The sequence below is a fragment of the Streptomyces sp. CB02400 genome (assembly GCF_001905725.1).
Classification (GTDB): Bacteria; Actinomycetota; Actinomycetes; order Streptomycetales; family Streptomycetaceae; genus Streptomyces; species Streptomyces atrovirens.
The window spans coordinates 520,327-541,862 of the sequence record NZ_LIWB01000001.1 but is presented as its reverse complement, the minus strand read 5'-3'; the positions used below and the strand labels follow the sequence as shown (position 1 = coordinate 541,862).

22 protein-coding genes and 1 pseudogene are annotated in these 21,536 nt (G+C 72.4%); 12 read left to right on the top strand and 11 right to left on the bottom strand.

The window, feature by feature from the left end; genetic code table 11:
* Positions 1 to 88 precede the first annotated feature (88 nt).
* Genes AMK33_RS02210 through AMK33_RS02200 form a run of 3 tightly spaced genes read left to right on the top strand, consistent with a single transcriptional unit; the run spans position 89 to position 1,887 of the window.
* Positions 89 to 955, top strand: coding sequence for a polysaccharide deacetylase family protein (locus tag AMK33_RS02210; RefSeq protein WP_073931487.1), 867 nt, complete (start codon positions 89 to 91; stop codon positions 953 to 955).
* Positions 952 to 1,137 (top strand): hypothetical protein, encoded by a 186-nt coding sequence (locus tag AMK33_RS02205; RefSeq protein WP_073930945.1) that lies wholly within the window; start codon positions 952 to 954, stop codon positions 1,135 to 1,137. Before AMK33_RS02210 ends, AMK33_RS02205 begins: the two co-directional genes overlap by 4 nt.
* Before the next feature lie 33 nt (positions 1,138 to 1,170).
* The gene (locus tag AMK33_RS02200) at positions 1,171 to 1,887 is read left to right on the top strand and encodes an aminoacyl-tRNA hydrolase (RefSeq protein WP_073930944.1); all 717 of its coding nucleotides are present in this window, start codon (positions 1,171 to 1,173) and stop codon (positions 1,885 to 1,887) included.
* Positions 1,888 to 1,993: 106 nt separating this feature from the next.
* Here the strand turns inward: AMK33_RS02200 and AMK33_RS02195 are convergent, their stop codons facing one another.
* Both AMK33_RS02195 and AMK33_RS02190 read right to left on the bottom strand, forming a co-directional pair.
* A complete protein-coding gene (locus tag AMK33_RS02195) occupies positions 1,994 to 2,221 on the bottom strand; it encodes a hypothetical protein (protein ID WP_201262945.1) in 228 nt (75 codons plus the stop codon).
* Positions 2,202 to 2,764 (bottom strand): annotated as a pseudogene (locus AMK33_RS02190) (HAD family hydrolase); the annotation flags it as partial. The gene AMK33_RS02195 and the pseudogene AMK33_RS02190, both read right to left, overlap by 20 nt.
* 718 nt (positions 2,765 to 3,482) lie before the next feature.
* Here AMK33_RS02190 and AMK33_RS02180 point away from each other — a divergent pair.
* A complete protein-coding gene (locus tag AMK33_RS02180) occupies positions 3,483 to 4,850 on the top strand; it encodes a NucA/NucB deoxyribonuclease domain-containing protein (protein ID WP_235617949.1) in 1,368 nt (455 codons plus the stop codon).
* 34 nt (positions 4,851 to 4,884) lie between these two features.
* Here AMK33_RS02180 and AMK33_RS02175 read toward each other — a convergent pair whose 3' ends face one another.
* Positions 4,885 to 5,472, bottom strand: coding sequence for a DUF6461 domain-containing protein (locus AMK33_RS02175; RefSeq protein ID WP_143203797.1), 588 nt, complete (start codon positions 5,470 to 5,472; stop codon positions 4,885 to 4,887).
* A gap of 214 nt (positions 5,473 to 5,686) precedes the next feature.
* On the opposite strand from AMK33_RS02175, the gene AMK33_RS02170 reads away from it, so the two are divergent.
* Positions 5,687 to 5,998, top strand: a complete 312-nt coding sequence (locus tag AMK33_RS02170; protein ID WP_073930941.1) for a hypothetical protein — start codon at positions 5,687 to 5,689, stop codon at positions 5,996 to 5,998.
* 63 nt (positions 5,999 to 6,061) lie between these two features.
* Here AMK33_RS02170 and AMK33_RS02165 read toward each other — a convergent pair whose 3' ends face one another.
* Genes AMK33_RS02165 through AMK33_RS02145 form a run of 5 tightly spaced genes read right to left on the bottom strand, consistent with a single transcriptional unit; the run spans position 6,062 to position 10,491 of the window.
* Positions 6,062 to 6,646, bottom strand: a complete 585-nt coding sequence (locus tag AMK33_RS02165; RefSeq protein ID WP_073930940.1) for a hypothetical protein — start codon at positions 6,644 to 6,646, stop codon at positions 6,062 to 6,064.
* Complete coding sequence (locus tag AMK33_RS02160; protein WP_073930939.1) at positions 6,643 to 7,986, bottom strand: DUF58 domain-containing protein; 1,344 nt, start codon at positions 7,984 to 7,986, stop codon at positions 6,643 to 6,645. The genes AMK33_RS02165 and AMK33_RS02160 overlap by 4 nt, the downstream gene beginning before the upstream one ends.
* Positions 7,983 to 8,981 (bottom strand): AAA family ATPase, encoded by a 999-nt coding sequence (locus tag AMK33_RS02155; RefSeq protein WP_073930938.1) that lies wholly within the window; start codon positions 8,979 to 8,981, stop codon positions 7,983 to 7,985. Before AMK33_RS02155 ends, AMK33_RS02160 begins: the two co-directional genes overlap by 4 nt.
* Positions 8,978 to 9,517 carry a hypothetical protein gene (locus tag AMK33_RS02150; RefSeq protein ID WP_107424992.1) on the bottom strand — a complete coding sequence of 180 codons (540 nt, stop codon included), beginning with the start codon at positions 9,515 to 9,517 and terminating at the stop codon, positions 8,978 to 8,980. The genes AMK33_RS02155 and AMK33_RS02150 overlap by 4 nt, the downstream gene beginning before the upstream one ends.
* 32 nt (positions 9,518 to 9,549) lie before the next feature.
* Positions 9,550 to 10,491 carry a DUF4129 domain-containing protein gene (locus AMK33_RS02145; protein WP_107424991.1) on the bottom strand — a complete coding sequence of 314 codons (942 nt, stop codon included), beginning with the start codon at positions 10,489 to 10,491 and terminating at the stop codon, positions 9,550 to 9,552.
* A gap of 172 nt (positions 10,492 to 10,663) precedes the next feature.
* Between AMK33_RS02145 and AMK33_RS02140 the strand changes: the two genes are divergently transcribed.
* Positions 10,664 to 11,608, top strand: a complete 945-nt coding sequence (locus AMK33_RS02140; RefSeq protein ID WP_073930935.1) for a C45 family autoproteolytic acyltransferase/hydolase — start codon at positions 10,664 to 10,666, stop codon at positions 11,606 to 11,608.
* On the opposite strand, the gene AMK33_RS43550 is transcribed toward AMK33_RS02140, so the two are convergent.
* On the bottom strand, positions 11,596 to 11,994 hold the full coding sequence (locus AMK33_RS43550; RefSeq protein ID WP_235617948.1) for a hypothetical protein: 399 nt from the start codon (positions 11,992 to 11,994) through the stop codon (positions 11,596 to 11,598). The genes AMK33_RS02140 and AMK33_RS43550 overlap by 13 nt on opposite strands.
* Before the next feature lie 113 nt (positions 11,995 to 12,107).
* Here AMK33_RS43550 and AMK33_RS02130 point away from each other — a divergent pair, with 113 nt between their 5' ends.
* The 4 genes from AMK33_RS02130 (at position 12,108) to AMK33_RS02115 (ending at position 16,626) form a co-directional block, all read left to right on the top strand.
* Positions 12,108 to 12,629 (top strand): hypothetical protein, encoded by a 522-nt coding sequence (locus tag AMK33_RS02130; protein ID WP_073930934.1) that lies wholly within the window; start codon positions 12,108 to 12,110, stop codon positions 12,627 to 12,629.
* A gap of 107 nt (positions 12,630 to 12,736) precedes the next feature.
* Positions 12,737 to 14,047 carry a DUF692 domain-containing protein gene (locus AMK33_RS02125; RefSeq protein WP_201262944.1) on the top strand — a complete coding sequence of 437 codons (1,311 nt, stop codon included), beginning with the start codon at positions 12,737 to 12,739 and terminating at the stop codon, positions 14,045 to 14,047.
* A 107-nt stretch (positions 14,048 to 14,154) separates the two neighbouring features.
* On the top strand, positions 14,155 to 14,925 hold the full coding sequence (locus tag AMK33_RS02120; RefSeq protein WP_073930933.1) for a TIGR04222 domain-containing membrane protein: 771 nt from the start codon (positions 14,155 to 14,157) through the stop codon (positions 14,923 to 14,925).
* Positions 14,926 to 15,018: 93 nt separating this feature from the next.
* Positions 15,019 to 16,626: an alpha/beta hydrolase gene (locus tag AMK33_RS02115; protein WP_073930932.1), complete on the top strand. Its 1,608-nt coding sequence runs from the start codon at positions 15,019 to 15,021 to the stop codon at positions 16,624 to 16,626.
* Here AMK33_RS02115 and hemQ read toward each other — a convergent pair whose 3' ends face one another.
* Complete coding sequence (hemQ, locus tag AMK33_RS02110) at positions 16,627 to 17,358, bottom strand: hydrogen peroxide-dependent heme synthase (RefSeq protein ID WP_073930931.1); 732 nt, start codon at positions 17,356 to 17,358, stop codon at positions 16,627 to 16,629.
* A gap of 5 nt (positions 17,359 to 17,363) precedes the next feature.
* On the bottom strand, positions 17,364 to 18,821 hold the full coding sequence (gene hemG, locus AMK33_RS02105; protein WP_073930930.1) for a protoporphyrinogen oxidase: 1,458 nt from the start codon (positions 18,819 to 18,821) through the stop codon (positions 17,364 to 17,366).
* Between the two features lie 156 nt (positions 18,822 to 18,977).
* On the opposite strand from hemG, the gene AMK33_RS02100 reads away from it, so the two are divergent.
* Together AMK33_RS02100 and AMK33_RS02095 are read left to right on the top strand one after the other, a co-directional pair.
* Entirely contained in the window at positions 18,978 to 20,003 is a 1,026-nt protein-coding gene (locus AMK33_RS02100; protein WP_073930929.1) for a DUF4349 domain-containing protein, read from the top strand.
* A 48-nt stretch (positions 20,004 to 20,051) separates the two neighbouring features.
* On the top strand, positions 20,052 to 21,449 hold the full coding sequence (locus tag AMK33_RS02095) for an FAD-dependent oxidoreductase (RefSeq protein ID WP_073930928.1): 1,398 nt from the start codon (positions 20,052 to 20,054) through the stop codon (positions 21,447 to 21,449).
* The last annotated feature ends 87 nt before the right edge of the window (positions 21,450 to 21,536 follow it).

The window sequence follows — 21,536 nt, the reverse complement described above, 5'->3', positions numbered from 1 at the left end:
GGGGCGTCCCGCGCCCACCCGGGTGACACCGGGCGGACTTTCAGGCATGACAAAAGGAATGCCGTAAAGTCGCCCATATTGTCATATGGTGATCACTCTCGTACGTCGAGCAGCCGCCGTATGCGTCCTGGCCACCGCGCTCGCCGCCTGCGCCACCACCCGCCCCGCCCAGCAGCAGGCACCCCGCCCCGCACCCTCCGCGCCCCCCTCCCCCTCGCCCCCTCCCACGCTCGCCCCGGGCCCGTCCGGCCTGACCCCGGTCTTCCGCAACGGCCCGCGCACCGGCGACCGGACGGTCGCCCTCACCTTCGACGCCGACATGACCGCCGACCAGGGCCCGAGGGCGGCGGCGGGCGAGCACTTCGACCACCCGCGGCTCATCGCCACCCTGCGTGCGCTGAAGGTGCCGGCCACGGTGTTCATGACGGGCCGCTGGGCCGAGGAGTACCCGGACCAGGCCCGCTCCATCGGCCGGGACCCGCTCTTCGAGGTCGCCAACCACTCCTACAGCCACTACGCGTTCACCGGTGACTGCTACGGCCTGCCGACCGTCTCCGCCGACCGGATGCGGACGGACGTGGAACGGGCGTACGCGGTGTTCCGGGAGGTGGGCGTGCCCGACCCGAAGCCGTACTTCCGCTTCCCCGGCGGCTGCTACGACCGTACGGCGCTCAAGGAGCTGACCCCGGCCGGGGTGACGGCCGTGCAGTGGGACGTGGTCGGCGGCGACGCGTTCGCCACGGACGCGGAGGCGGTGGCCCAGCAGGTGCTGGAGGGCGTACGTCCCGGCTCGGTGGTCGTCCTGCACTGCACCCGCAGCGCGGCCCCGACGACGGAACGGGCGGTACGGAGGATCGTCCCGGAGCTGCGCCGCCAGGGCTACAGCTTCGTGAAGGTCTCCGAACTGATCGCGGCGGCGAACGGCCGGGCCGAGCGGCCTACCCTTGAACCATGAGTGACACCGACAACGACTACTGCCTGATCGACGTCACCCGGCCGCCCAAGGCCGACGGCCCGCCGTACGCGGCATGCGTACTGTGCCAGGAACCGACGGAGTACCCGGAGTCGTACAAGGGCATCACGCTGTGCCCGGTCTGCGAATGGCGCGAGGCGGAACGCACGTCCTGCTCGGGCTGACGGCACTCCCGCGCGGGTTGGCACACTGGCCCCGTGAGCGATAACCGAACCCCTGCCGCCGACAGCCCCTTCCGCCCCGACCCGGGCGCCCGCGACGAGGCACCCCAGTTCGTCCTGCCCCTGGTGGTCCGCATCGAGCGGGCGGCGCCCCCGGCCCGTACGGACGCCCTGGAGACGGCGGCCCGCGCGGTGCTGGTGATGCTGACCGACGAGCGCTCGGCCGGCGAGGGCGAGTGGGCGCGGGCGATGCGCGACTGGCAGGACGCCCGCATCCGCAAGGTGGTGCGCCGGGCGCGCGGCGCGGAGTGGCGTCGCGCGGAGGCCCTCCCGGGGATCACGGTCACCGGCAAGTCGGCGGAGGTCCGCGTCTTCCCGCCCGTCCCCCTGGACGGCTGGCCCAAGGACCTGGCCCGCCTCCAGGTCTCCGGCACCGACCTCGACGACCCCGACCCCCTGCCCCCGGCGGACCCGGCGGCCCCCGTCCTCTGGCTGAACCCCACCCTCGGCATGTCGGCCGGCAAGGCCATGGCCCAGGCGGGCCACGCCGCCCAACTGGCCTGGTGGGAACTCACCGACGAGGCCCGCGCCGCCTGGCAGGCCACCGGCTTCCCCTTGGCGGTCCGCACCGCCGACCCGTCCCACTGGCCCGCCCTGACGGCCGGCGGCCTCCCCACGGTCCGCGACGCGGGCTTCACGGAGATCGCCCCGGGCTCCTGCACGGTGGTGGCGGACCATCCGGCGCTGCGGTGACGCGGTGGGGGTGAGCGGGGCGTGATGTCTGAAGCGGCCCCTGTTGGAGAAGGCCCCGTCCATCCGCCACCGGCGGCAACGGACGGACGGGGCCGGTCCGCGGGTACTACAGGGTGACCGTCCAGACGCCACGCGACAGCGTCGTCTCCCCGTCCGGGGAAATCGTCACGCGGGCGCCGTACGCGGGTAGTTCGCCCTGCCGGTTGAGCCAGTTCCGGATGCGCTGAAGCCCCTTCCACAGGCGGCGCGGCCCGCCCTGGTGAACGATCGGCGAGCCGAGGAACTCGCTCGCCGTGGCGCGGGCCCACGATCCGTCAGGACGCAGCAGCCGCACTTTCCGGCCACCCCATCGGCTGGTGGGGCCGCTTCATGCCCGGTCGACCGCCGACGATGCCAACGAGCTGGGTGAGGCTGTCAATCCGCCAGTCGGCCGCCGCCACTACCCCTGGGGCATCCGCCCACGGACACCCCCACGGCCCGCGGCGAAGGTGCGCCGTACGCAGCCCCGCCGCCTTCGCGGGGAACACGTCGTTGGCCGGGTGGTCGCCGACGTACAGGGTCGCACCCGGGGCCGCCTGCGCGACCTCCAGGACCCGTTGGAAGAAGGCCGGTTGCGGCTTCGCAACACCCCACTCCCCCGAGGTGACGATCAGGTCCGTCGGAAGAGTCAGGCCGTGCAGCAACTGCCCCGCGCGTACGGTCCGGTTCCCGGCGATGACCACGCGCACGCCCCGCTCACGCAGCGCGGACAGCGTCGGACGGACGTCGTCGTACAGGTCGCTCTCGTCCGGGCCCTCCCGCGGCCGGCAGCCTCGCGGGCCTGGTACTCGGCAGCGACGTCGATGCCGGGCCGTGCCAGGCGGAGAGCTTCGGCAGACATCGCGGCCTTGCCCCCTCCAGCAGCTTCGTCCCTGCTGGGGCAGGGGGGCAAGCCCGGTCCCGTGTGAGCGCCTCGCACAGTTCCCGGACCTGATAGGTCCAGAACCTGGCAGTCTGACGCGGCTCAAAGACCGCCCTCGGCAGACCACTGGTGCCCGCGCGGCACCGGGCCGCCGTCCTCGTCGAAGACCTCGGTGTCATGACCCGAGTTCACCCACACCGTGATGCCCTGATCATGCACGACCACGTTGAACGGCGACTGCTCCGGCCTCGACGAACGAAGCCGGTCCGGGCGGCAACCGCTCCCAGACGACAGGTCTGTAGCGACAGGTAAACATCGATTTCCCGGCGAACCTGCCCTTGTACATGTGTACATGCTCTGTGACCCGTATGCACCGGAGATCGCCGACGGCTGGGAGAACATGAACACGCCGCCCGGAGCCAGGCACTCACGGACGAGCAGGAAGAGCCGGGACCAGCCCGCCCTCACGGCCGGCTGGCCGGCTGGCCGGCTGGCCGGCTGGCCGGCTGGCCGGCTGAAGACTGCATGGCCGGCTGAAGACTGCATGGCCGACCATACACGGGCGTTGAAACACACAGCATCCCACGGAAAAACTCTTATTCACACAACTCCGTACGGGTGTTCGGGGCACTACGGTCGCCTCCGAACCGCCGGGCCGTCCGGTGGCTGTTTGGTGCTGCGTGAAAGGTACTCAGTGACAAGACGCATCCTCCTGCCTGCCCTGGTCATATCCACATTCCTCGTCGGGATAGCAGTTCAGTCGACGGCCGCTGCCGCAGACGCCCCCGAACAACTTCCAGCACCCACCGTCAGTGACGTCTCCTCTCCGTTAGACAAGGAACGCCTGGACAGCAACGGCAGTCGGGCCGGTTCCAGCGAGGAAGACTGCGACAAGGCCGTGGAACGGGCCATACGCGCTGCCGACGCGGCTCACTCGTACAGCTGCCTGACCCGGCTCTCACCTGCGGAAGGCAGAGCCGCCCTCAGCAAGGCCACAGCCACCGCACCGGATGGTTCGTCGGTATCCGCCGTACTGGACACTCCACTGCCGGTCAACAAGTGCACGGGTGACGAAGACGGCTACTGGTACGCCACCCGGACCATGCAATGCCAGATCTACCCGGATGTGAAGTACACCTATCGGGACAGCAACGGCAAGCTTCTCGGCACCGCCCTGTTCGCCACCGCGCAGCAACTGGACCTGGCCACGAACAGCCTGCAGTGGACCGAGACCGACCAGATCACCATGCTGTCCTCCACCGGGACACTGCCCGCCGACCTGGGTGTGTCGTGGACGACCAACTGCTCCTCCACCTGCACTCCGAAGATCACGAAGCCCTGGGTCCAGACTCCCATCCGCGTCGGCCAGAACCTCAAGCAGACCTATACCCTCACCGACCAGCCCTCCACCGGCTACGACTACATCGACCTCGACTACGAGTTCGACATCAACTCACCCACCTCCACCGACTTGACGCCGTCGATCACCTGGGGCGGCGCCGAGGTCCGCTGCGACAACAAGATCTCCTCCGCCGACAAGGCCGGCTGCGTGGTGCCCTGGTACACCCCGACCCTGGAGATTTCCCGGTCCCAGTACGGCTCGTCCGCGGACATGATCGAGTGGGCCCAGAACAATCTCTCTGGCCATTGGGGACTGCGCGGTACCGGTGAGCCACTGCACCGCCTGCAGAACAAATCCCAGCAAACAAGCAATCGTCAGGCCATCTGCGGGACTTCCAAGTTCACCAAGGACCCGAACATTCAAAATGATTCCTGCGACGAGTTCCCCTTCGCCGGCACCTACGAAAGCGGCGCCCTCAACGGTGTCGACCACGGGAAGGACTGTGCACAGGTGACGGCAGTGCGAGCGGACACCAGCGGCAATCTCGCAGTGGACTGGCCCACCATCACACCCACGGGTACGGTTGCTGGCAGCGAGAAATGCGTGCGCGGGCACATACCCGGAGCGCTCAACTCGGATGTGGGCTCGGCCTACGGCGTCTTCATCAAAGACATGCTCCTCGCGGACGACGACCCCTTCTGGCTCAGAATCACCTTCTGAACGACCGTTCCTCATGCGGTGAGCGATCCGGCGGTCAGCCTCGCAGGTGCAGAAGACTGACCGTCGGCAGGGGGCTCCTGGCCACCTCGGGCGACAGTGCCAAGCCGAACTCACGCTCCAGCATCAGCAACGCGGGAGTGGTCGGCTCCCAGTCGTCGGACTCCCAGTTCTCCTCCAGGAAGAAACCCGCGTCAGTGAGAGCACGGTTGAGGAACGAGGGGTCGGCGCCCTCCGGCGGCTCGAAATGCCAAGCGTCGTAGTAGGCCAGGAATTCTCCGGATCTCGCATGTGCGATCCGGGTCGTACCGTCGAGAAGTTGCCAGATCGAGACAGCCTCGGTGTCCCTGGACAGATCAGTGAGCACCGAGGACTGCAGCAGTCGACCGTGTGCGGCAACGTCTAGGAGGAAGGTCCACTCCCCACTGCGACACACCCGTGCCGCAGGCATCTCATGGCCGTTCCACCCGAAGCGCCGCAACGCCTCGTCGGGTGTGCACAGCGGGTACGGCGCCTGACCGGTGACACCCAGGCGGGACAGCACCTCGTCGGGCGAGAGCCCTCTCACGCACGTGATGCCGAAGTGGTCCCAAGGCACACAACCGGCCAGTACAGATGTCGTCATTACCCGCGTCCTCCGGCTCGACACATGCTGGGACGCGCTCGTGCCGCGCCCCAGGCGTCAGTAGAACGCAGAACCGACGCGCCTGTTCGCGAGGTCACACACGCTGCCGCGTGCGTTCTCTTTCCGGAAACCCTCGGGCAACCCTCGGTCTCCGTCACCGGGAAGCCCTGCTGTCAGAAGTCGTGCGATGTCGAGGCAGAGAGACGGAGGACGTGTGACCGAGCCGATCACCGGTTGGATCATGGGTCGCAACCTGCGCGGCTTCCTCGAACTGCTGTCCCGCTACGTCGGGTGCACCTTCGACGAAACCGGTTGGGAAACCGTCGAAGCCGGCGTTCATGACACCGACGACGAAGCTTCCGACGGCTGGTACTCGTATCCTCTCGTCGGCACGGACGCCACCTTGCGGGTCTCCCTCGCCCGGGCCGTCGGCGGCCAGGAAGTGTCCGTGCGCGCCGCAGGCGCCCAGACACCGGAGCTTCGGCTCCGTGCCGACACACTCCTGTCCGCCTTCGCCGGCCTCTGACCGCCGCCTTGTCCGACCGAAGCGGGCAACGGACGAGCGAGGCCCGTCGCCGGTGTCTCCTGCCTACCTTCTCCCACCCCACCACCGGGCCCCCATCACTCCACCGCCGACCACCAGCGTCCCCACCACCACACCGGCCGCGATCACCCGTCCCACCCCGGACTCCGGCCCGGCCACCGGAGCCACCGCGGCAGCCACCACGATCCCGGCCCCCGCACACGCTCCGGCGGCTTCTCCCCATACCCGCGCGGCCCCGCGCCCCCATCTCCACGGCCAGGTCTCACTCGTCACCAGGTACGCGACCGACAGCCCCACCACACCGGCCGCCTCCCACCACGCCGGGTCCCCGGACGCCGCGATCACCACGACACCGCTCGCCAGAACGGTCGTCCGGTGCCGCAGCAGAACGTGGGTCCAGAGCACCGACTCCAGCGACGGCCGCCGGTCCACCGCCGGTGCCGCCCACGCCGCGAAGGCGACCGCGCATCCGAACAGCACCGCCCCGCGCGCCCCGCCCACCGTCGCCCACGGCCGCCACGCCACCACGACGGCCGCCACCCCGAGCACCCGCACCGGCACGGTCCCGGCCCAGTACCGCGCGTACTCCCGCAAGGCCGTCCGCGCGTCGAGCGCCGTCGTCGCGCTCACCCCCGTCCCCCGATCCGCCCCGACAGCAACGGCGCCAACGCCAGGTCCAACGGCTCGCCCACGACGTGCCGCAGCACCGGCACCCCGCTGTCCCGCAGGGCGAACCGCATCGCGTCCCGGTCCGCGTGCCACAACCGCAGCCCCAACTCGCCCGCCGCGTCACCGGGTTCGACTTGCGGATCCCCGCTCGGGATCTCCACGACGACCGGTCGGCGCCCCCGTCCCTGAAGATCCCGCAGCACCTTCAGCACCCGTGCGTCGCTCAGCGGAGTGAACACGTACACCAGAGCCCCCTGCGGCAGCGCGGGCGGCGGCACCCGCTCGAGCCCGGGTCCGTCGAACCGCCGGTCCTTGCGGACGTCGAGGACGCTTTCGACGATGCGGTAGAACGCCGCGTCCCCGGTCCCCGGCGCCAGCCACCGCGTGGTGCCCCCGGTCGAGACGACCCCCACCCGGTCGTGGGTGCGCAGATAGGCGCGGGCGAGCCCGGCGGCGGCCCGCACCGTCTCGTCCAGGGACGACACCCCGGTCACCGGGTCGACGACGTCCCCGAACGCGTCGAGCAGCATCACCGTGTCGGCGGCCCGCTCGGCCGCGAACCGGTGCAGTTGCACGGCCCCGCGCCGGGTCGTCGACGGCCAGTGGATGCGCCGTTGCCGTTCCCCGGGCACCCACGGCCCCACCCCGATGACCTCGACGCCCTCTCCGGCCTGCGGGGAGGCGTGCTCGCCGAGTCGCTGCGGCAGCCGTACCGGGATCGGTGTGAACCGGGCCTGCGCGGCGTGCGGGAACACGGACACCTCGGCCGCCTCGACCCGCACGGTGCGGCGCACGGTGCCCCCGGCGTCGTACACGTCGAGGTCCACCGGGCCGAGCGACCAGCGTCCCCAGCGCAGCGCGGTGTGGCGCAGCGTCACCGTGGACGGGCCGACGACGACCTCGTCGAGCCGCAGACCCGGGCCGAGGGTGACGCCGGGGTCGAGGCGGACGGCGCCGCCGTCGTGAGCCACCGAGACGCGGAGAGTGACGGTGTCGCCCTCGAAGCAGCGTTTCGGTTCGACGGTGGCCGACGTCTCGACGCGACGGGCGTACGTACGCGGCAGCGCGAGCGCGAGCAGTACCAGCGGTGCCGCCGCGAGCGCGAGCAGCCACGCCCGGCCGGTGAGCAGGGCGGCGGACAGGGCGACGACGGCGACGGTCAGCAGGCGCAGTGTCCGCTCGCCGGGGCGCGGTCCGCCGGGCGGCGGGGGCGGTGGCTGCGCCGGACCGCTGCGCCCCTCCAGGGCGCGGACCACCGCGGCGCTCGGCCGCGGCGCGGGAGCGGGCACGGGCGGGGTCACGACGGCAGGGCGGCCGTACGCCGCGTGGACGGCGTGCCGACGCTGTCGACGATCTCCCGCAGCACGTCGTCCGTGGACATCTCGCGCACCCACAACTCCGGCCGCAACGACACCCGGTGGGCCAGCGCGGGCACCGCGAGGTTCTTGACGTCCTCCGGAACGACATAGTCCCGTCCGTCCAGCACGGCGCGTGCGCGCGCGAGTTGCACCAGGGCGAGACCGCCGCGCGGCGAGGCGCCGATGCTGATCTGGGGGTGGTCGCGGGTCGCGCCGACGAGTGCGACGGCGTACTCCAGCAGGTCGTCGTCGATCTCCACGCGCTCCACGACGGCCCGCCACGCCACGACGTCGTCCGGCCCCGCGAGCCTTTCGAGCACGGCCTCGGGCGCGGCCCGGTCGATCCGGGCCCGCAACATCGCCAGCTCCTCCGAGGCGGCCAGGTAACCCATCCGCACCCGTAGCTGGAACCGGTCGAGCTGGGCCTCGGGCAGGGAGTAAGTACCCTCGTACTCCACCGGGTTGGCGGTCGCGATCACCAGGAACGGGTCGGCGAGCGGCCGGGTCTCGCCGTCCACGGTCACCTGCGACTCGGCCATCGCCTCGAGCAGCGCGGCCTGTGTCTTGGGCGGGGTCCGGTTGATCTCGTCGGCGAGCAGGAGGTGCGTGAAGACCGGGCCGGGGTGGAACACCATCTCGCCGGTGCGCTGGTCGTACAGCGGTGTTCCGGTGACGTCCGACGGCAGCAGGTCGGGCGTGAACTGGATCCGGCGGAAGTCCAGGCCGAGCGTGGTGGCGAAGGACCGCGCGAGGAGCGTCTTGCCGAGCCCCGGCAGGTCCTCGACGAGGACGTGCCCGCCGGCCAGCACGGCCAGCATCACCAGTTCGAGGGCGTCCGACTTGCCGACGACGGCACGGCCGATCTCGCGCAGTACGGCACCGGCCTGCTCGCCGACCTCCCCGGCGGTGCGGGGCTGAGGCGTGGAGGAACTCGTCACGTGGTCTCTTCCTTACGAGTACGGGGGGTACGTGTGCGGGGTGCGCCGAGTGCCTCGAGCCGGTCGACGAGACGGCGCAGCACGTCCAGGGGAACATCGCCGTCGGGCCCGGTCCGGGGCGTCTCGTGCCCCAGCCACGGCCACAGCTCGGGCCCGATCAGCTCGGCGGCGCGCCGGGGCTGGTGGTCGAGCGAGACATGGTGGTGCTCGGCGAGTACGGCGGCGTACAGGCGGCGCAGTTCGGGCCGGAGCACCGCGCGGTAGTAGAGGGCGCCGTCGGGTCCCGTGGCGGTTCCGATGTTCCGTCGCCACTCGCCCATGCCCGGCGCCCGCGTCCCCAACAGCCGTACCTCGTCCCGCCGTCCGGAGTCGAAGGCGCCCGCCCCGGCGACGTACCGGGCGAGGAGCAGCGCCGCGACGACGAGCACGGTCACCACGGCGCCGGCCGCCCGGAGTCCGTCGAGGAGCAGGACGAGCAGGACACCGGAGCCGGCGACCGCGCCGCCGAGCAGCCCGAGCCGGCGCGGTGTGAGCATGTCCCGCCCCGAAGTCCTTTCCACGGGCCGGCTCACCGTCCGGCCTCCCGGTCCTGGAGCAGCGAGGCGATCTCCTCCAGGGCGTCGGCCGCGGCCTCACGGTGCGAGCCGTCCATCGGGTGCGAGGAGTAACGGGCCTCGCGGAACAGCGCGGTGAGACGCGGTGCGGCCGGAGTCGGGGCGAGGCCGGCGCCGGCGGCGCGGGTGAGCAGGTCGGAGGGGCTGTCGGAGGCGCGCCGCTGCACGCCGGACGCGACGAGGGCGTCCTCCATCGCGGCGTAACAGGCGATGACGGCCGCCCGGGCGTCACCGGTGTCGGCCAGGGCGCGGCGGCCCGAGTGCACGGCGGACAGGAGAAGACGCGCGTCGTCGTCCTCCGCCGGGGTGCCCGCGGGGTCGGGGGGCTTCGGCACCGTCAGCCCGTGCCGTCGCAGTCGCCGTACGACGGCCACCGTGACGACCACGACGACGACCGCGGCCAGCAGGCCGAGCAGGAGGTACAGCGGCATGGACAGGCTGTGTCCCGAACCCTCCTCGGACGGCGGCCTGTTGGGGCCCGGTGGTGGGGAGGGCGGCGGGAGGTTCTCCGGTGGGGTGGCGGTGGGCGGTGTGCTGTCGTGGTCGAACCGGTGCAGGACCAGGGCCAGGACGCCGATGACGCCCGCCCCGGTGAACAGCAGCGGCACGGCGGCCTCCCGAAGCCGCTCCTCGCCCGGTGGCAGCATGGTGCGGCCGGCGCCGATCCGGTGGCGGAGGCGATCGACGGCCAGCATGGCTCCGGCCGTCCAGGCGACGGACGCCCCGATCGCGACGAAGCCCCAGTGGCCGAGCGGCCCCCTGCCGGGGTGCAGCAGCCCTTCGGCGGGCCGCAGCACGAGGGCGGCGACGGCCAGCGCCCCGACGACCCCGGCGGCGACCACCGGCCCGGACACCGTCCGCTCCCCTTGTTTCATGTCGTCCCCCGCTGAACGCATCCCCCGAACGTCAGTTCACCGCATCTTGGCACATGCCGAGCCACCCGGCGGGTTCGGTCGGGGACAGAGTCGAGCAGGTGGAGGCGGCGTCTGCGATACGGAGCAGGGAACTGCTCGTGAAATTAGGTAAGTTGCCACTACTCCGTCCGAGGTCCGTAAGGGAGCCACTGGAATGAGCCGGTTGCAGAAGACCTTCCGCGCCATCGACATCGGCGACGGCGACGACGACCGCTGGGCCGGCCACGTACAGGCCATGTGGCCGCGCGCGGAGGGGTGGATGACCGAGGAGAGCCGGACGGTGGAGGGCGCGGAACGTGCCCGGAAGCTGTTCGAGACACACATGCCGGAGCTGGTCCCGGTCCTGGAGCGGCTCGCCCGTCGGCTCGACCGGCCGGGTGGGGAAACCTTCCTCACCCTCGCCACCCTGCGACCGTTCTTCTCGGGCTGCACCCAGATCGGCGCGGGCGGCACCCTGCTGCGCAACTACGACTTCGCCCCCGACGAGTGCGAAGGCACCATCGTCTCCTCGCACTTCCTCCGCCCGGTCATCGGAATGCAGGACGCGGCCTGGGGCCTGCTGGACGGGTTGAACGACGCCGGGCTGGCGGTCTCGCTCACCTTCGGCGGCCGGTTCGTCCACGGCCCCGGCTTCGCCGTCCTCATCGTGCTGCGCTATCTGCTGGAGACCTGCGACACCGTCGACGAGGCGGTCGGCAGGCTGCGGTCCATACCGATCGCCATCCCGCAGAACGTCACCCTCGTCGACTCCGAGAAGGCGGTGACGGTGTTCGTGGGACCGGACATCCCGCTGACCGAGGCGCCGGACGCCTGCGCCGCCAACCACCAGCACCTGCCGGTGCCGGACGACCAGGAGCGGTTCTCCCGGACCCAGGAGCGGCTGAGCACCGTCCGGGCGACGGGAACGGACGTGGCGGCGATGCTGGAGCCGCCGCTGTACCAGTACGCGTACGACGAGGGGCTGGGGACGGTCTACACCGCCCACTACCGGCCCGCCGAGGGCCGCGTGACCTATCACTGGCCCGGCGAGACCTGGGAACAGTCCTTCACCGACTTCGCTCCCGGCTCCCGCGTCATCGCGCTCGGTCAAGCCGGCTGAGAACCGGGCCTGGTTCGTACGACCCACATGTATCCGGCCAGACCGAGTGCCCCACGGACCATGGCGTCGGCCCACACGGGCACGACGTCCTGCCCCGCGTTCCATCCCGCCGCCCGGAGGAGGAGCAGGCTCAGCACGCCGGCCACGGCGACCGCGCTCCCGTACCGGGTCAGTGTCGTACGTCGTCTGCCCAGCCAGGCCCCCAGGAGCCCGGCCGGTATCTGCACCGCCACATGGAAAACCACGCAGACCGACGGGACGGTGACGAGGAGGAGGAAGGGAGCGTCCGCGCCGGGATCGCCGGGCGGCGTGGCGTGGGCGGCGGCCGCCATCCAGTACGGCGGGACCAGGAACGTGAGCAGGAGTACGGCTCCGCTCAGATGCATGGCCCCGAGGTGCCGGAGCACGGAACGCGAAGCTCCGGGGCTTCGCCCCTTCCCGTCCATGTTTCCCCTCCCTCAGCCGTGGGCGATCATAAGCGGATGATCAGGGAGGCACCGTGAACCGACCGCTGCTCTTTCTCGACGTGGACGGCCCGCTCAATCCCTACGCGGCCCAGCCCGAGAGACGCCCCGCCGGGTACATCACGCTCAGGGTGCCGGTGGAGCGAGGGCCGTTGTCGTCCCGACGGCGGCCGTTGCGCGTGTGGCTCGACCCGGAGCACGGGCCGGCTCTCCTGCGGCTCGGGTACGAACTGTGCTGGGCCACGACCTGGATGGGGGACGCCAACCGGTGGATAGGCCCCCGGCTCGGACTGCCCGAGCTTCCCTTCGTCGACTTCGGTGACGCCCTGTTCCGGGAGCGGCCCGACGGGGTGCACTGGAAGACCGGTCCGCTGGTGGAGCACGCCGACGGGCGGCCCTTCGCCTGGGTGGACGACGAGCAGAGCGAACTCGACCGGGCGTACGTGGCCGCCCACCACCCCGGAGCCGGGCTGCTGCACCACGTCGATCCGCGGATCGGGCTCCGGGAGGACGACTTCCGTGCTCTCGCCGGCTTCGCCCGGCCGGCGCGCCCCTAACCTCAAATGTTCCTCTGAAGGTGTCCGGGGCGCGGTTCGCGGACGCGTCGGGAGGTCATATCCCTCTCACCTACGGGGGGCCGGACATGCCGGTGGAGGAGGGGACGATGGTGGAGCTGGGGACGGGGATCGGGTGGCGGCCGGAGATCGCGGAGGCCGTCGAGCGCATGCCGGGGATCGACTGGGTCGAGGTCGTGGCCGAGAACGTGTGTCCCGGGCATCTGCCCGAGTCGCTCACGCGGTTGCGTGAGCGGGGGGTGACCGTCGTACCGCACGGGGTCTCGCTGGGGCTGGGCGGGGCCGAGCGGCCCGACGAGGGGCGGCTGGCCGCCCTCGCCGAGCGGGCGGAGACGCTGCGGTCGCCGCTCGTCACCGAGCACATCGCGTTCGTCCGGGCGGGCGGGGCGCTGACCGCGTCGTCGCCGATCGAGGCCGGGCACCTGCTGCCCGTGCCGCGCACCCGTGACGCCCTCGACGTGCTGTGCGAGAACGTCCGTGTCGCCCAGGACGCGCTGCCCGTGCCGCTCGCCGTGGAGAACATCGCCGCGCTGATCTCCTGGCCCGGCGAGGAGATGACCGAGGGGCAGTTCCTGTACGAGCTGGCCGACCGGACCGGCGTACGGCTCCTCATCGACGTCGCCAACCTGCACACCAACCACGTCAACCGGGGCGAGGACCCGGCCAAGGCGCTCGCCGAACTGCCCCTGGAGGCCATCGCGTACGTCCATGTCGCGGGCGGGTTCGAGCGGGACGGCGTGTGGCACGACAGTCACGCCCACCCCGTCCCGCGGCCCGTGCTGGACGTGCTGACCGACCTCGCCTCCCGGGTCTCCCCTCCCGGCGTACTGCTGGAGCGGGACGAGAACTTCCCGGAAGCGGAGGAGATGGAGCGGGAGTTGGGCGCGATCCGGCGGGCGGTCGAGGAGGGGGCGGAGCGCCGGGACGCGGGCGCGGTGGCGGCGGCGGTCGTGGGTGTCCGGCCCGAGCCGCGGCAGGGCTCCCTCGGGGCCGCCCGGGAGCGGCTCGCGCTCGCGCAGACCGCGGTGCTGTCCGCGCTGGTCGCCCAGGCGCCCGTACCGGAGGGGTTCGACCGGGTGCGGATGGGGGTGCAGGCGCGGGCGCTCGCCGCCAAGCGGGCCGATGTCGTCGCCAAGGTCGCGCCCGAGCTGCCGGTGATCCTCGGGGACGGGTACCGGTCCGCCTTCCTCGCGTACGCGCGGACGCGGCCGATGACCGACGGCTACCGGCGGGACGCGCTGGACTTCGCCGAGCATGTGCTGGCCGGGCGGCCCGAGGACGCTTCGGCGCGGCGCGAGTTGCTGGAGTGGTGGCTGGAGCGGTCGGGGTCGAAGCCGCGTTCGCGCAGGCCGGCGGTGCGGCTGGCGCGGGCCACCCGGCGGGTGTTGCTGCGGCGCTGACCGCCGGCGCCCGACAATCCAAGCGGAACGTCACATACCGACAACGCTCCGTCCCGGATCGTGAACAAGGCATGGTGTTGTCGCGACCGCGCGCTTACAAACAACTCATGTTCTGGGTCCCTCTTCTGCTCCTGGCCTGGGCCGTCGCCGGTGTGGCGTGCCTGCGGCTGTGTCTGGCCGCCGTGCGCGGCGCCGCCGCGGCCGGCTCCGACGCGGGGACGGGACGCGATCTGACGCTGTACGAGGCCGCGTTCCTGTCCGGTGGTCCCGGTCGGGTCGCCGACGTCACGCTCGTCGCGATGGCCCGTCAGCGGCGGCTGCTGCTCGCGCACACCGGCTGGGCGACGGTGGTCGATCCGCTCGGGCGGGACGAGATGGAACGGTCGGTGATAGGGGCGATAGGGCCTCAGGGGCAGTCGCCCCTCGCGCCGGTGCGGGCCGCCGCGGCGACCGCGGACGCCGTGCGCGGGATCGCCGAACGGCTGGTCGGCGCCGGGCTGGCGGTGCCCGACGGTGCCGGTACGACCGTCGCGGAGGCGGTACGGCAGGTGCGGCTCGCCGTGCCGGCCGTGGCGGGGCTGGGGGTGGCCGCCCTGCTCACGCCCGTCCCGTCGGACATGCCGCGCCATCTGGTCGCGCTGTGGTTCGCGCTGCCGCTGGTCTTCACGCTGGGCTGTCTGGCCGTCGCACGGTTCGAGGTCCACCCGTACTCGCCCTGGGCCTCCCCGGCCGGCCAGCGTCTGCTGGGCGAACTGCCCCGCGACGCCGGCGACGACCGTACGTATCTCACCTCCGTCGCGGTGCACGGCATCCGCGCGGTGGGCGAGCCGGAACTGCGTGCGGCCTTCGCACACCGGGGGCCCTACGAAGGGCATTGACGCCGACACCCCGGCGTACGGTGCTTGCCTCACGTCAACACCAAGCGAAACATCCCTTTTGTCGCCGTTGTGCACCGAAGGGATCGTTCGTCGATGAGAACCGCCGCCGTCGTCCATGTGGCCGCCGGGTCCTTGCTGCTCACCGCCCTGGCCGCCGCCCCGGCCGGCGCGGGAACTCCCGACGCCGAGCCGCGCGGCACCGCGACGGCCGCCGCGCGGGCCTCGGCCGAGGGCATCGACTTCGGCGCCTGCCCCGCCGAGCAAGGGCTGCCCGGCACCGTCCAGTGCGGCACGGTCCGCGTCCCGCTCGACTACGCCCGCCCGGACGGGAAGCAGATCGAACTCACCGTCAGCCGCGTCCGGGCCACCGGGAAGGACCCCGACAACAGCAAGCGCAAGGTGCGCAGGCAGGGGTCCCTGGTCCACAACCCGGGCGGGCCTGGCGCCACCGGCATGTACTTCCCGATGATGGGCGCGCTGCCCCAGTGGAAGCGCCTCGCGGCGGCGTACGACCTCGTCGGCTACGCCCCGCGCGGGGTGGGCCGTTCGGCCCCGCTGTCCTGCACGGACCCGGGGACGTTCTTCAAGGGCCCCTCGAAGGCGCCCGTCCACCCCACGGCGGCGCACAAGCGGAAGCGCGTCGCGCGGGCCAAGGCGTACGCGCGGGGGTGCGCCGAGCGGAACGGCGACTCCCTGCGGTACTACAACTCGCTCAACAACGCCCGTGACCTGGACGTCCTGCGCGCCGCGCTCGGCGAGAACCGGCTGACGTTCCTGGGATCGTCGTACGGCACGTACCTGGGGGCGCTGTACGCCACGCTGTTCCCCTCGCACGTACGGCGGATGGTGTTCGACTCGGCGGTGAACCCGGACCCGGAGCAGATCTGGTACCGCAACAACCTCGACCAGTCGGCGGCGTTCGAGGACCGCTGGGCGGACTTCCGGGCGTGGGCCGCCCGGCACGACGACGTGTACGGGCTGGGGGACACGGCGCGCGAGGTGCAGGGCAGTTACGACAAGGCCCGCGCGCGGCTGGCGAAGGAACCGGCGGGCGGGAAGGTCGGGCCCGGGCAGTTGCAGGCGGCGTTCCTGAAGGCCGGCTACTACGACGACCACTGGCCGCATCGCGCGCAGGCGCTGTCGGCGTATCTGAAGGGTGATCCCGGGCCGCTGGTCGAGCAGGCGCAGGAGTATCCGGAGGCGGCGGCGGAGGCGGAGAACGCGCGGGCGGTGTATCTCGCCGTGGAGTGCAACGACGCGCCCTGGCCCACGGACTGGGCGGTGTGGGACCGGGACAACACCCGGCTCGCGCGCCGGGCGCCCTTCGAGACCTGGGGCAATGTGTGGACCAACCTGCCGTGCGCCTACTGGCGGGCGCCCCGGCAGCGGCCGCTGGACGTGCGCGCGGGGAGCGGTGAGCTGCCGCCGACACTGATCCTGGCGGCGGAGCGGGACGCGGCCACCCCGTACGACGGGGCCCTGGAGCTGCACCGGCGGCTGGCGGGGTCGGCGCTGGTGACCGAGCGGGACGCCGGCAGCCACGGCCTCGCGGGCGGGGCCAACGCCTGTGTGCACGGCCACCTGGAGGCGTATCTGCTGGACGGCCGGGTCCCGGGGCGGCGCGCCTCCTGCGCACCGCACCCGGAACCGAAGCCGGCGTCGGCGGACCGGCGGGCCGGGGAAGCCCGGCCCGCCGTCTGATCAGGCCAGGCCCGCGACCAGTTCCGCGACGTCCTTGCGGCGGCCCGTGAAGAACGGGACCTCCTCGCGGACGTGCATCCGGGCCTCCGAGCCGCGCAGGTGACGCATGAGGTCGACGATCCGGTCCAGCTCGTCGGCCTCGAAGGCGAGGATCCACTCGTAGTCGCCCAGGGAGAACGAGGAGACCGTGTTGGCGCGCACGTCGGGGTAGCCGCGGGCCATCTTGCCGTGGTCGGCGAGCATGCGCCGGCGGTCCTCGTCGGGCAGCAGGTACCAGTCGTAGGAGCGCACGAAGGGGTAGACGCTCACATAGTCGCGGGGCGTCTCGTCGGCGAGGAACGCCGGGATGTGCGACCGGTTGAACTCGGCGGGCCGGTGCAGCGCCATGTTCGACCAGACCGGCTCCAGCGCGCGGCCCAGCCTGGTGCGGCGGAACAGGTTGTACGCCTCCTGGAGCTGGTCGGCGGTCTCGGCGTGCCACCAGATCATGAGGTCGGCGTCCGCGCGCAGGCCCGACAGGTCGTAGGTGCCGCGGATCGTGACGTCCTTGGCGGCGAGCTGGTCGAACAGCTCCTGGACCTCGTCGGCGTACCCGGCGCGGTCCTCCGGCAGTACGTCCTTCAGCTTGAAGACGGACCAGAGGGTGTAGCGGATGACCTCGTTGAGGTCCTTGGCCAGCTTGCCCTTGTTGGGGATCCGGTCGGGGGCGGGGGTGGTGGCGTCGTCACTCATGTCCCTTATTCTCCTGCTCCTCCGTGGAGGCTCTGCACCGGGTTGGCGGTGAGCTGCTGCACACCGTGCAGGTCACCGTGGATCTGGTCGGCGGCGGCGTACGCGCTCGCGATGCACGCGGGGACGCCGACGCCGTCGTAGGCCGCGCCGCACACGGCGAGGCCGGCGAGTCCGGCGAGGTGCTCGCGGACGCGGGCCACGCGCGCGTGGTGCCCGACAGGGTACTGGGGCAGGCCGTCGTCCCAACGGGTGACGCGGGTGGCGACCGGGGCGGCGTCCAGGCCGACGGCGGCCTTCAGGTCGTGCCGGGAGACCTCCACGAGGCCGGCGTCGTCACGGCGGAGGATCTCCGTCTCGCCGTGGCGGCCCACGGAGGTGCGCAGGACGACCAGGTCCGGGTTCTCCTCGGCGATCCAGCCCCATTTGGCGGAGGCGAAGGTGGACGCCTTGATGGTGCGGCCGTCGACCGGCGGCACCAGGAATCCGCTGCCCTCGGGCAGATCGGTCTCCGCGCGGCGGTAGGCGAGGGTGATCAGCGCCATGGAGGCGTACTCGACGCCGGCGAGTTCGGCGGCGGCGCCGGGCGCCTCGGCGCGCAGCAGGCCGGCGGCGGCCGGGGCGGGGACGGCGACGACGACCGCGTCGGCGTGCAGCGCCCGGTCCCCGGCGACGACCCGCCAGCCGTCCTCCGGTTCGCGGCGCAGCTCCGTGACCGGCGTGCCGGTGAGGATCTCCACGCCGCCCGCCCGCAGCGCGTCGGCGACCGCGAGCGGGAGGGTGCCCACTCCGCCCGCGATGCCCATGAAGACGGGGCCGGTCTGCGCCGAGGCGGCGGACTTCGCCTGGATCCCGCGGACCGCCTCGGTGAGGGAGGTGTGGGTCCGGGCGGCCTCGAAGAGCTGCGGGACCGCCGAACGCATCGAGATGCGGTACGCGTCACCGGCGTACACCCCGCCGAGCAGGGGCTCCACCAGGCGGTCGACGACCTCGCGGCCGACGCGCGCCGCCACGTACTCGCCGACGGCCACGTCGTCGCCGACCTCGGTGCGGGGCAGGTCGGCGTCGCGTCCGATCCGGGCCAGCCCCTCGTCGGACAGGACGCCGGCGAGGGCTTCGGCGGTGCCGGGCACGCCCATGACGTGGCCCTTGGGCATGGGGCGCAGGGCGCCCCGGGTCCACAGCGAGGCGGTGGCGGTGGCCGGCGGCTGGAGCCGGTCGGCGAGACCCACCGCGCGGGCGAGACCCACCGCCTCGGGGCGGCGGGCCAGCAACGACTCGGCGCCGAGGTCGACGCGCGCGCCCGCGATCTCCCCCGGCAGCAGCTTGCCGCCGACCCGGTCCGAGGCCTCCAGCACGGTGACCCGCGCCCCGTGCTCCCGCAGCCGGTGGGCTGCGGCCAGCCCGGCGATTCCGGCTCCGACGACGACGATGTGCTGCCCGGAGTCCGCATGTGATCCGCTCATGGCTCCACCCTCTCAAACGCCACCGACACCCCCACCAGGGCCATGTGGCCCTGTCGAGTCCCTACCGTGACCGCATCGGGACCGTCCGGCGCCAACGTTCCGCACCCCTCCCGCGTCGAAGGAACGTCAGTCGTCACGACACCGGGGGAGCCCCACATGCGCACACGACGATCCCTACGACCCGCCCACGCCCTGGCCGGGGTCCTGCTGGCGGCGGCCCTCGCCGTCAGCGGGTGCAGCGGCGCGAGCGACGACTCCGGCGCGTCCGGGGCCGCCGACAAGGCCGCCGCCGCGCCGGCGGAAGGACAGGCCGCGCAGGAGGACGCGAAGCAGGGAGCCCCCGGCGGTTCGGCGGACGGCGCGCAGGCGACCGCGCCGCCGAAGGCCACCGCGAACCACATCATCCGCACCGCCTCCCTCACCGTGCGGGTCGAGGACGTCCCGAAGGCGCTGGACGAGGCCCGGACGACGACCGAGAACGCGGGCGGCTACATCGGCGACGAGACCACCGACCGGGACGAGGAGGGCCACGAGCACACGCGCGTGGTGCTGCGCGTGCCCGTCGGGGAGTACGACGAGGTCCTCGCCGATCTGGAGGGCACCGGCAAGCTCCTCGAACGCAGCGCGAAGGCGCAGGACGTCACCGACCAGGTCGTCGACGTGGAGAGCCGGATCACGACCCAGCGGGCCAGCGTGGCCCGTATCCGCGAACTGATGGACCGGGCCACCGAGCTCAGTGACGTGGTCACCCTGGAGGGCGAGCTGAGCAGCCGCCAGGCCGACCTGGAGGCCCTGCTCGCCCAGCAGGCGTCCCTGAAGGACCGTACGAGCCTGGCCACCATCACCCTGTCCCTGTCCGAGACACCGGTGGAGGAGGCGGAGAAGGACGACGATCCGGGGTTCGTGGACGCCCTCGCGGGCGGCTGGGACGCGTTCGTGACGATGCTGCGCTGGCTGGCGGTGGCGATCGGCGCGGTGCTGCCGTTCGCGGCGGTGGCGGTGCTGCTGGTCCTGCTGTGGCGGAAGGTCGTACGCCCCCGGCTGCCGCGGCGGCCGGAGCCGGCGCCCGTGACGACCGCCCTCGGCCCGCTGCCGGCGGCCCGGCCGGTGCCGTCCTCGACGCCGTCCCCGGCGCCCTCCTCGGCTCCCCGGCAGGCACCGGACGGGGACGGGAAGGACTGACAACCCCTCGGACGGGCCTGAAATCCCCTGCCCCCGTAGCGTGTTCACATGAACATGAGCGATGCGCACGGTGCGAGGGAACGCCTGGTGGTGATCGGCGGTGACGCCGCGGGGATGTCCGCGGCGTCACAGGCCCGCCGGCTGAGGGGCCCGGACGAGCTGGAGATCGTGGCGTTCGAACGCGGCCACTTCACCTCCTTCTCGGCGTGCGGCATCCCCTACTGGGTGGGCGGTGACGTCCCCGACCGGGACCGGCTGATCGCGCGCACCGCCGAGGAGCACCGCGCGCGGGACATCGATCTGCGGCTGCGCACCGAGGTCACGGAACTCGACCTCGGCCGGGGGCGGGTACGCGCGCGGGACGTCGATTCCGGCGCCGAGTCCTGGACGTCGTACGACAAACTGGTGATCGCGACCGGTGCGCGGCCGATCCGCCCGGAGCTGCCCGGCATGGACGCCCCCGGGGTGCACGGCGTGCAGACCCTCGACGACGGACAGGCCCTCCTCGACACGCTGTCCCGCACGCGCGGGCGCCGCGCGGTGGTCGTCGGGGCGGGGTACATCGGCGTGGAGATGGCCGAGGCGATGATCAACCGCGGTTACGAGGTGACGGTCGTCAACCGCGGCGAGGAGCCCATGGCGACCCTCGATCCCGACATGGGGCGCCTGGTGCACCGGGCCATGGAGGGCCTGGGCATCACCATGGTGAACGACGCCGAGGTCACCGAGCTGCTCACCGGGGACGACGGCAGGGTGCGCGCGGTCGCCACCGAGGACACCGAGTACCCGGCGGACGTCGTCGTGCTCGGCATCGGGGTACGCCCGGAGACGACCCTGGCGCGGGCCGCCGGACTTCCCCTGGGGGAACACGGCGGACTGCTCACCGACCGGTCGATGCGGGTGCGCGGGCACGAGAACGTCTGGGCCGGCGGCGACTGCGTGGAGGTCCTCGACCTGGTCTCCGGACAGCAGCGGCACATCCCGCTGGGCACGCACGCCAACAAGCACGGCCAGATCATCGGCGCCAACGCCGGCGGCGGCTACGCCACCTTCCCCGGCGTGGTCGGTACGGCGGTCAGCAAGGTGTGCGACCTGGAGATCGCGCGCACCGGACTGCGGGAGAAGGACGCCCACCGCGTGGGCCTGCGCTTCGAGACGGTCACCATCGAGTCGACCAGCCGAGCGGGCTACTACCCGAACGCCTCCCCCATGACGGTGAAGATGCTCGCCGAACTACGCACCGGCCGCCTCCTGGGCGTCCAGATCGTCGGCCACGAGGGCGCGGGCAAACGCGTGGACATCGCAGCGGTGGCCCTCACAGCCGGCATGACGGTCGACCAGATGACAGCCCTGGACCTGGGCTACGCCCCACCGTTCTCCCCGGTCTGGGACCCGATCCTGGTAGCGGCGAGGAAAGCGGCAACGAAAATCAGGGCGACCATGTGAGGAGGGGCGGCGCAGCGCCCCGATAGGGGCGCGGGGCTGAGTCCATGTGCGGCTCCGCCGCGTGGGCGCGACGAGCCACGACGGACC

Excerpts from the sequence above, each read along its gene's own strand:
- AMK33_RS02205 (WP_073930945.1), top strand. The coding sequence starts at position 952 with ATGAGTGACACCGACAACGACTACTGCCTGATCGACGTCACCCGGCCG.
- AMK33_RS02175 (WP_143203797.1), bottom strand. The coding sequence starts at position 5,472 with ATGACGACATCTGTACTGGCCGGTTGTGTGCCTTGGGACCACTTCGGC.
- AMK33_RS02150 (WP_107424992.1), bottom strand. The coding sequence starts at position 9,517 with ATGCTCACACCGCGCCGGCTCGGGCTGCTCGGCGGCGCGGTCGCCGGC.
- AMK33_RS02145 (WP_107424991.1), bottom strand. The coding sequence starts at position 10,491 with ATGCGTTCAGCGGGGGACGACATGAAACAAGGGGAGCGGACGGTGTCC.
- AMK33_RS02140 (WP_073930935.1), top strand. The coding sequence starts at position 10,664 with ATGAGCCGGTTGCAGAAGACCTTCCGCGCCATCGACATCGGCGACGGC.
- AMK33_RS43550 (WP_235617948.1), bottom strand. The coding sequence starts at position 11,994 with ATGCATCTGAGCGGAGCCGTACTCCTGCTCACGTTCCTGGTCCCGCCG.
- AMK33_RS02125 (WP_201262944.1), top strand. The coding sequence starts at position 12,737 with ATGGTGGAGCTGGGGACGGGGATCGGGTGGCGGCCGGAGATCGCGGAG.
- AMK33_RS02120 (WP_073930933.1), top strand. The coding sequence starts at position 14,155 with ATGTTCTGGGTCCCTCTTCTGCTCCTGGCCTGGGCCGTCGCCGGTGTG.
- AMK33_RS02115 (WP_073930932.1), top strand. The coding sequence starts at position 15,019 with ATGAGAACCGCCGCCGTCGTCCATGTGGCCGCCGGGTCCTTGCTGCTC.
- hemQ (WP_073930931.1), bottom strand. The coding sequence starts at position 17,358 with ATGAGTGACGACGCCACCACCCCCGCCCCCGACCGGATCCCCAACAAG.
- hemG (WP_073930930.1), bottom strand. The coding sequence starts at position 18,821 with ATGAGCGGATCACATGCGGACTCCGGGCAGCACATCGTCGTCGTCGGA.
- AMK33_RS02100 (WP_073930929.1), top strand. The coding sequence starts at position 18,978 with ATGCGCACACGACGATCCCTACGACCCGCCCACGCCCTGGCCGGGGTC.
- AMK33_RS02095 (WP_073930928.1), top strand. The coding sequence starts at position 20,052 with ATGAACATGAGCGATGCGCACGGTGCGAGGGAACGCCTGGTGGTGATC.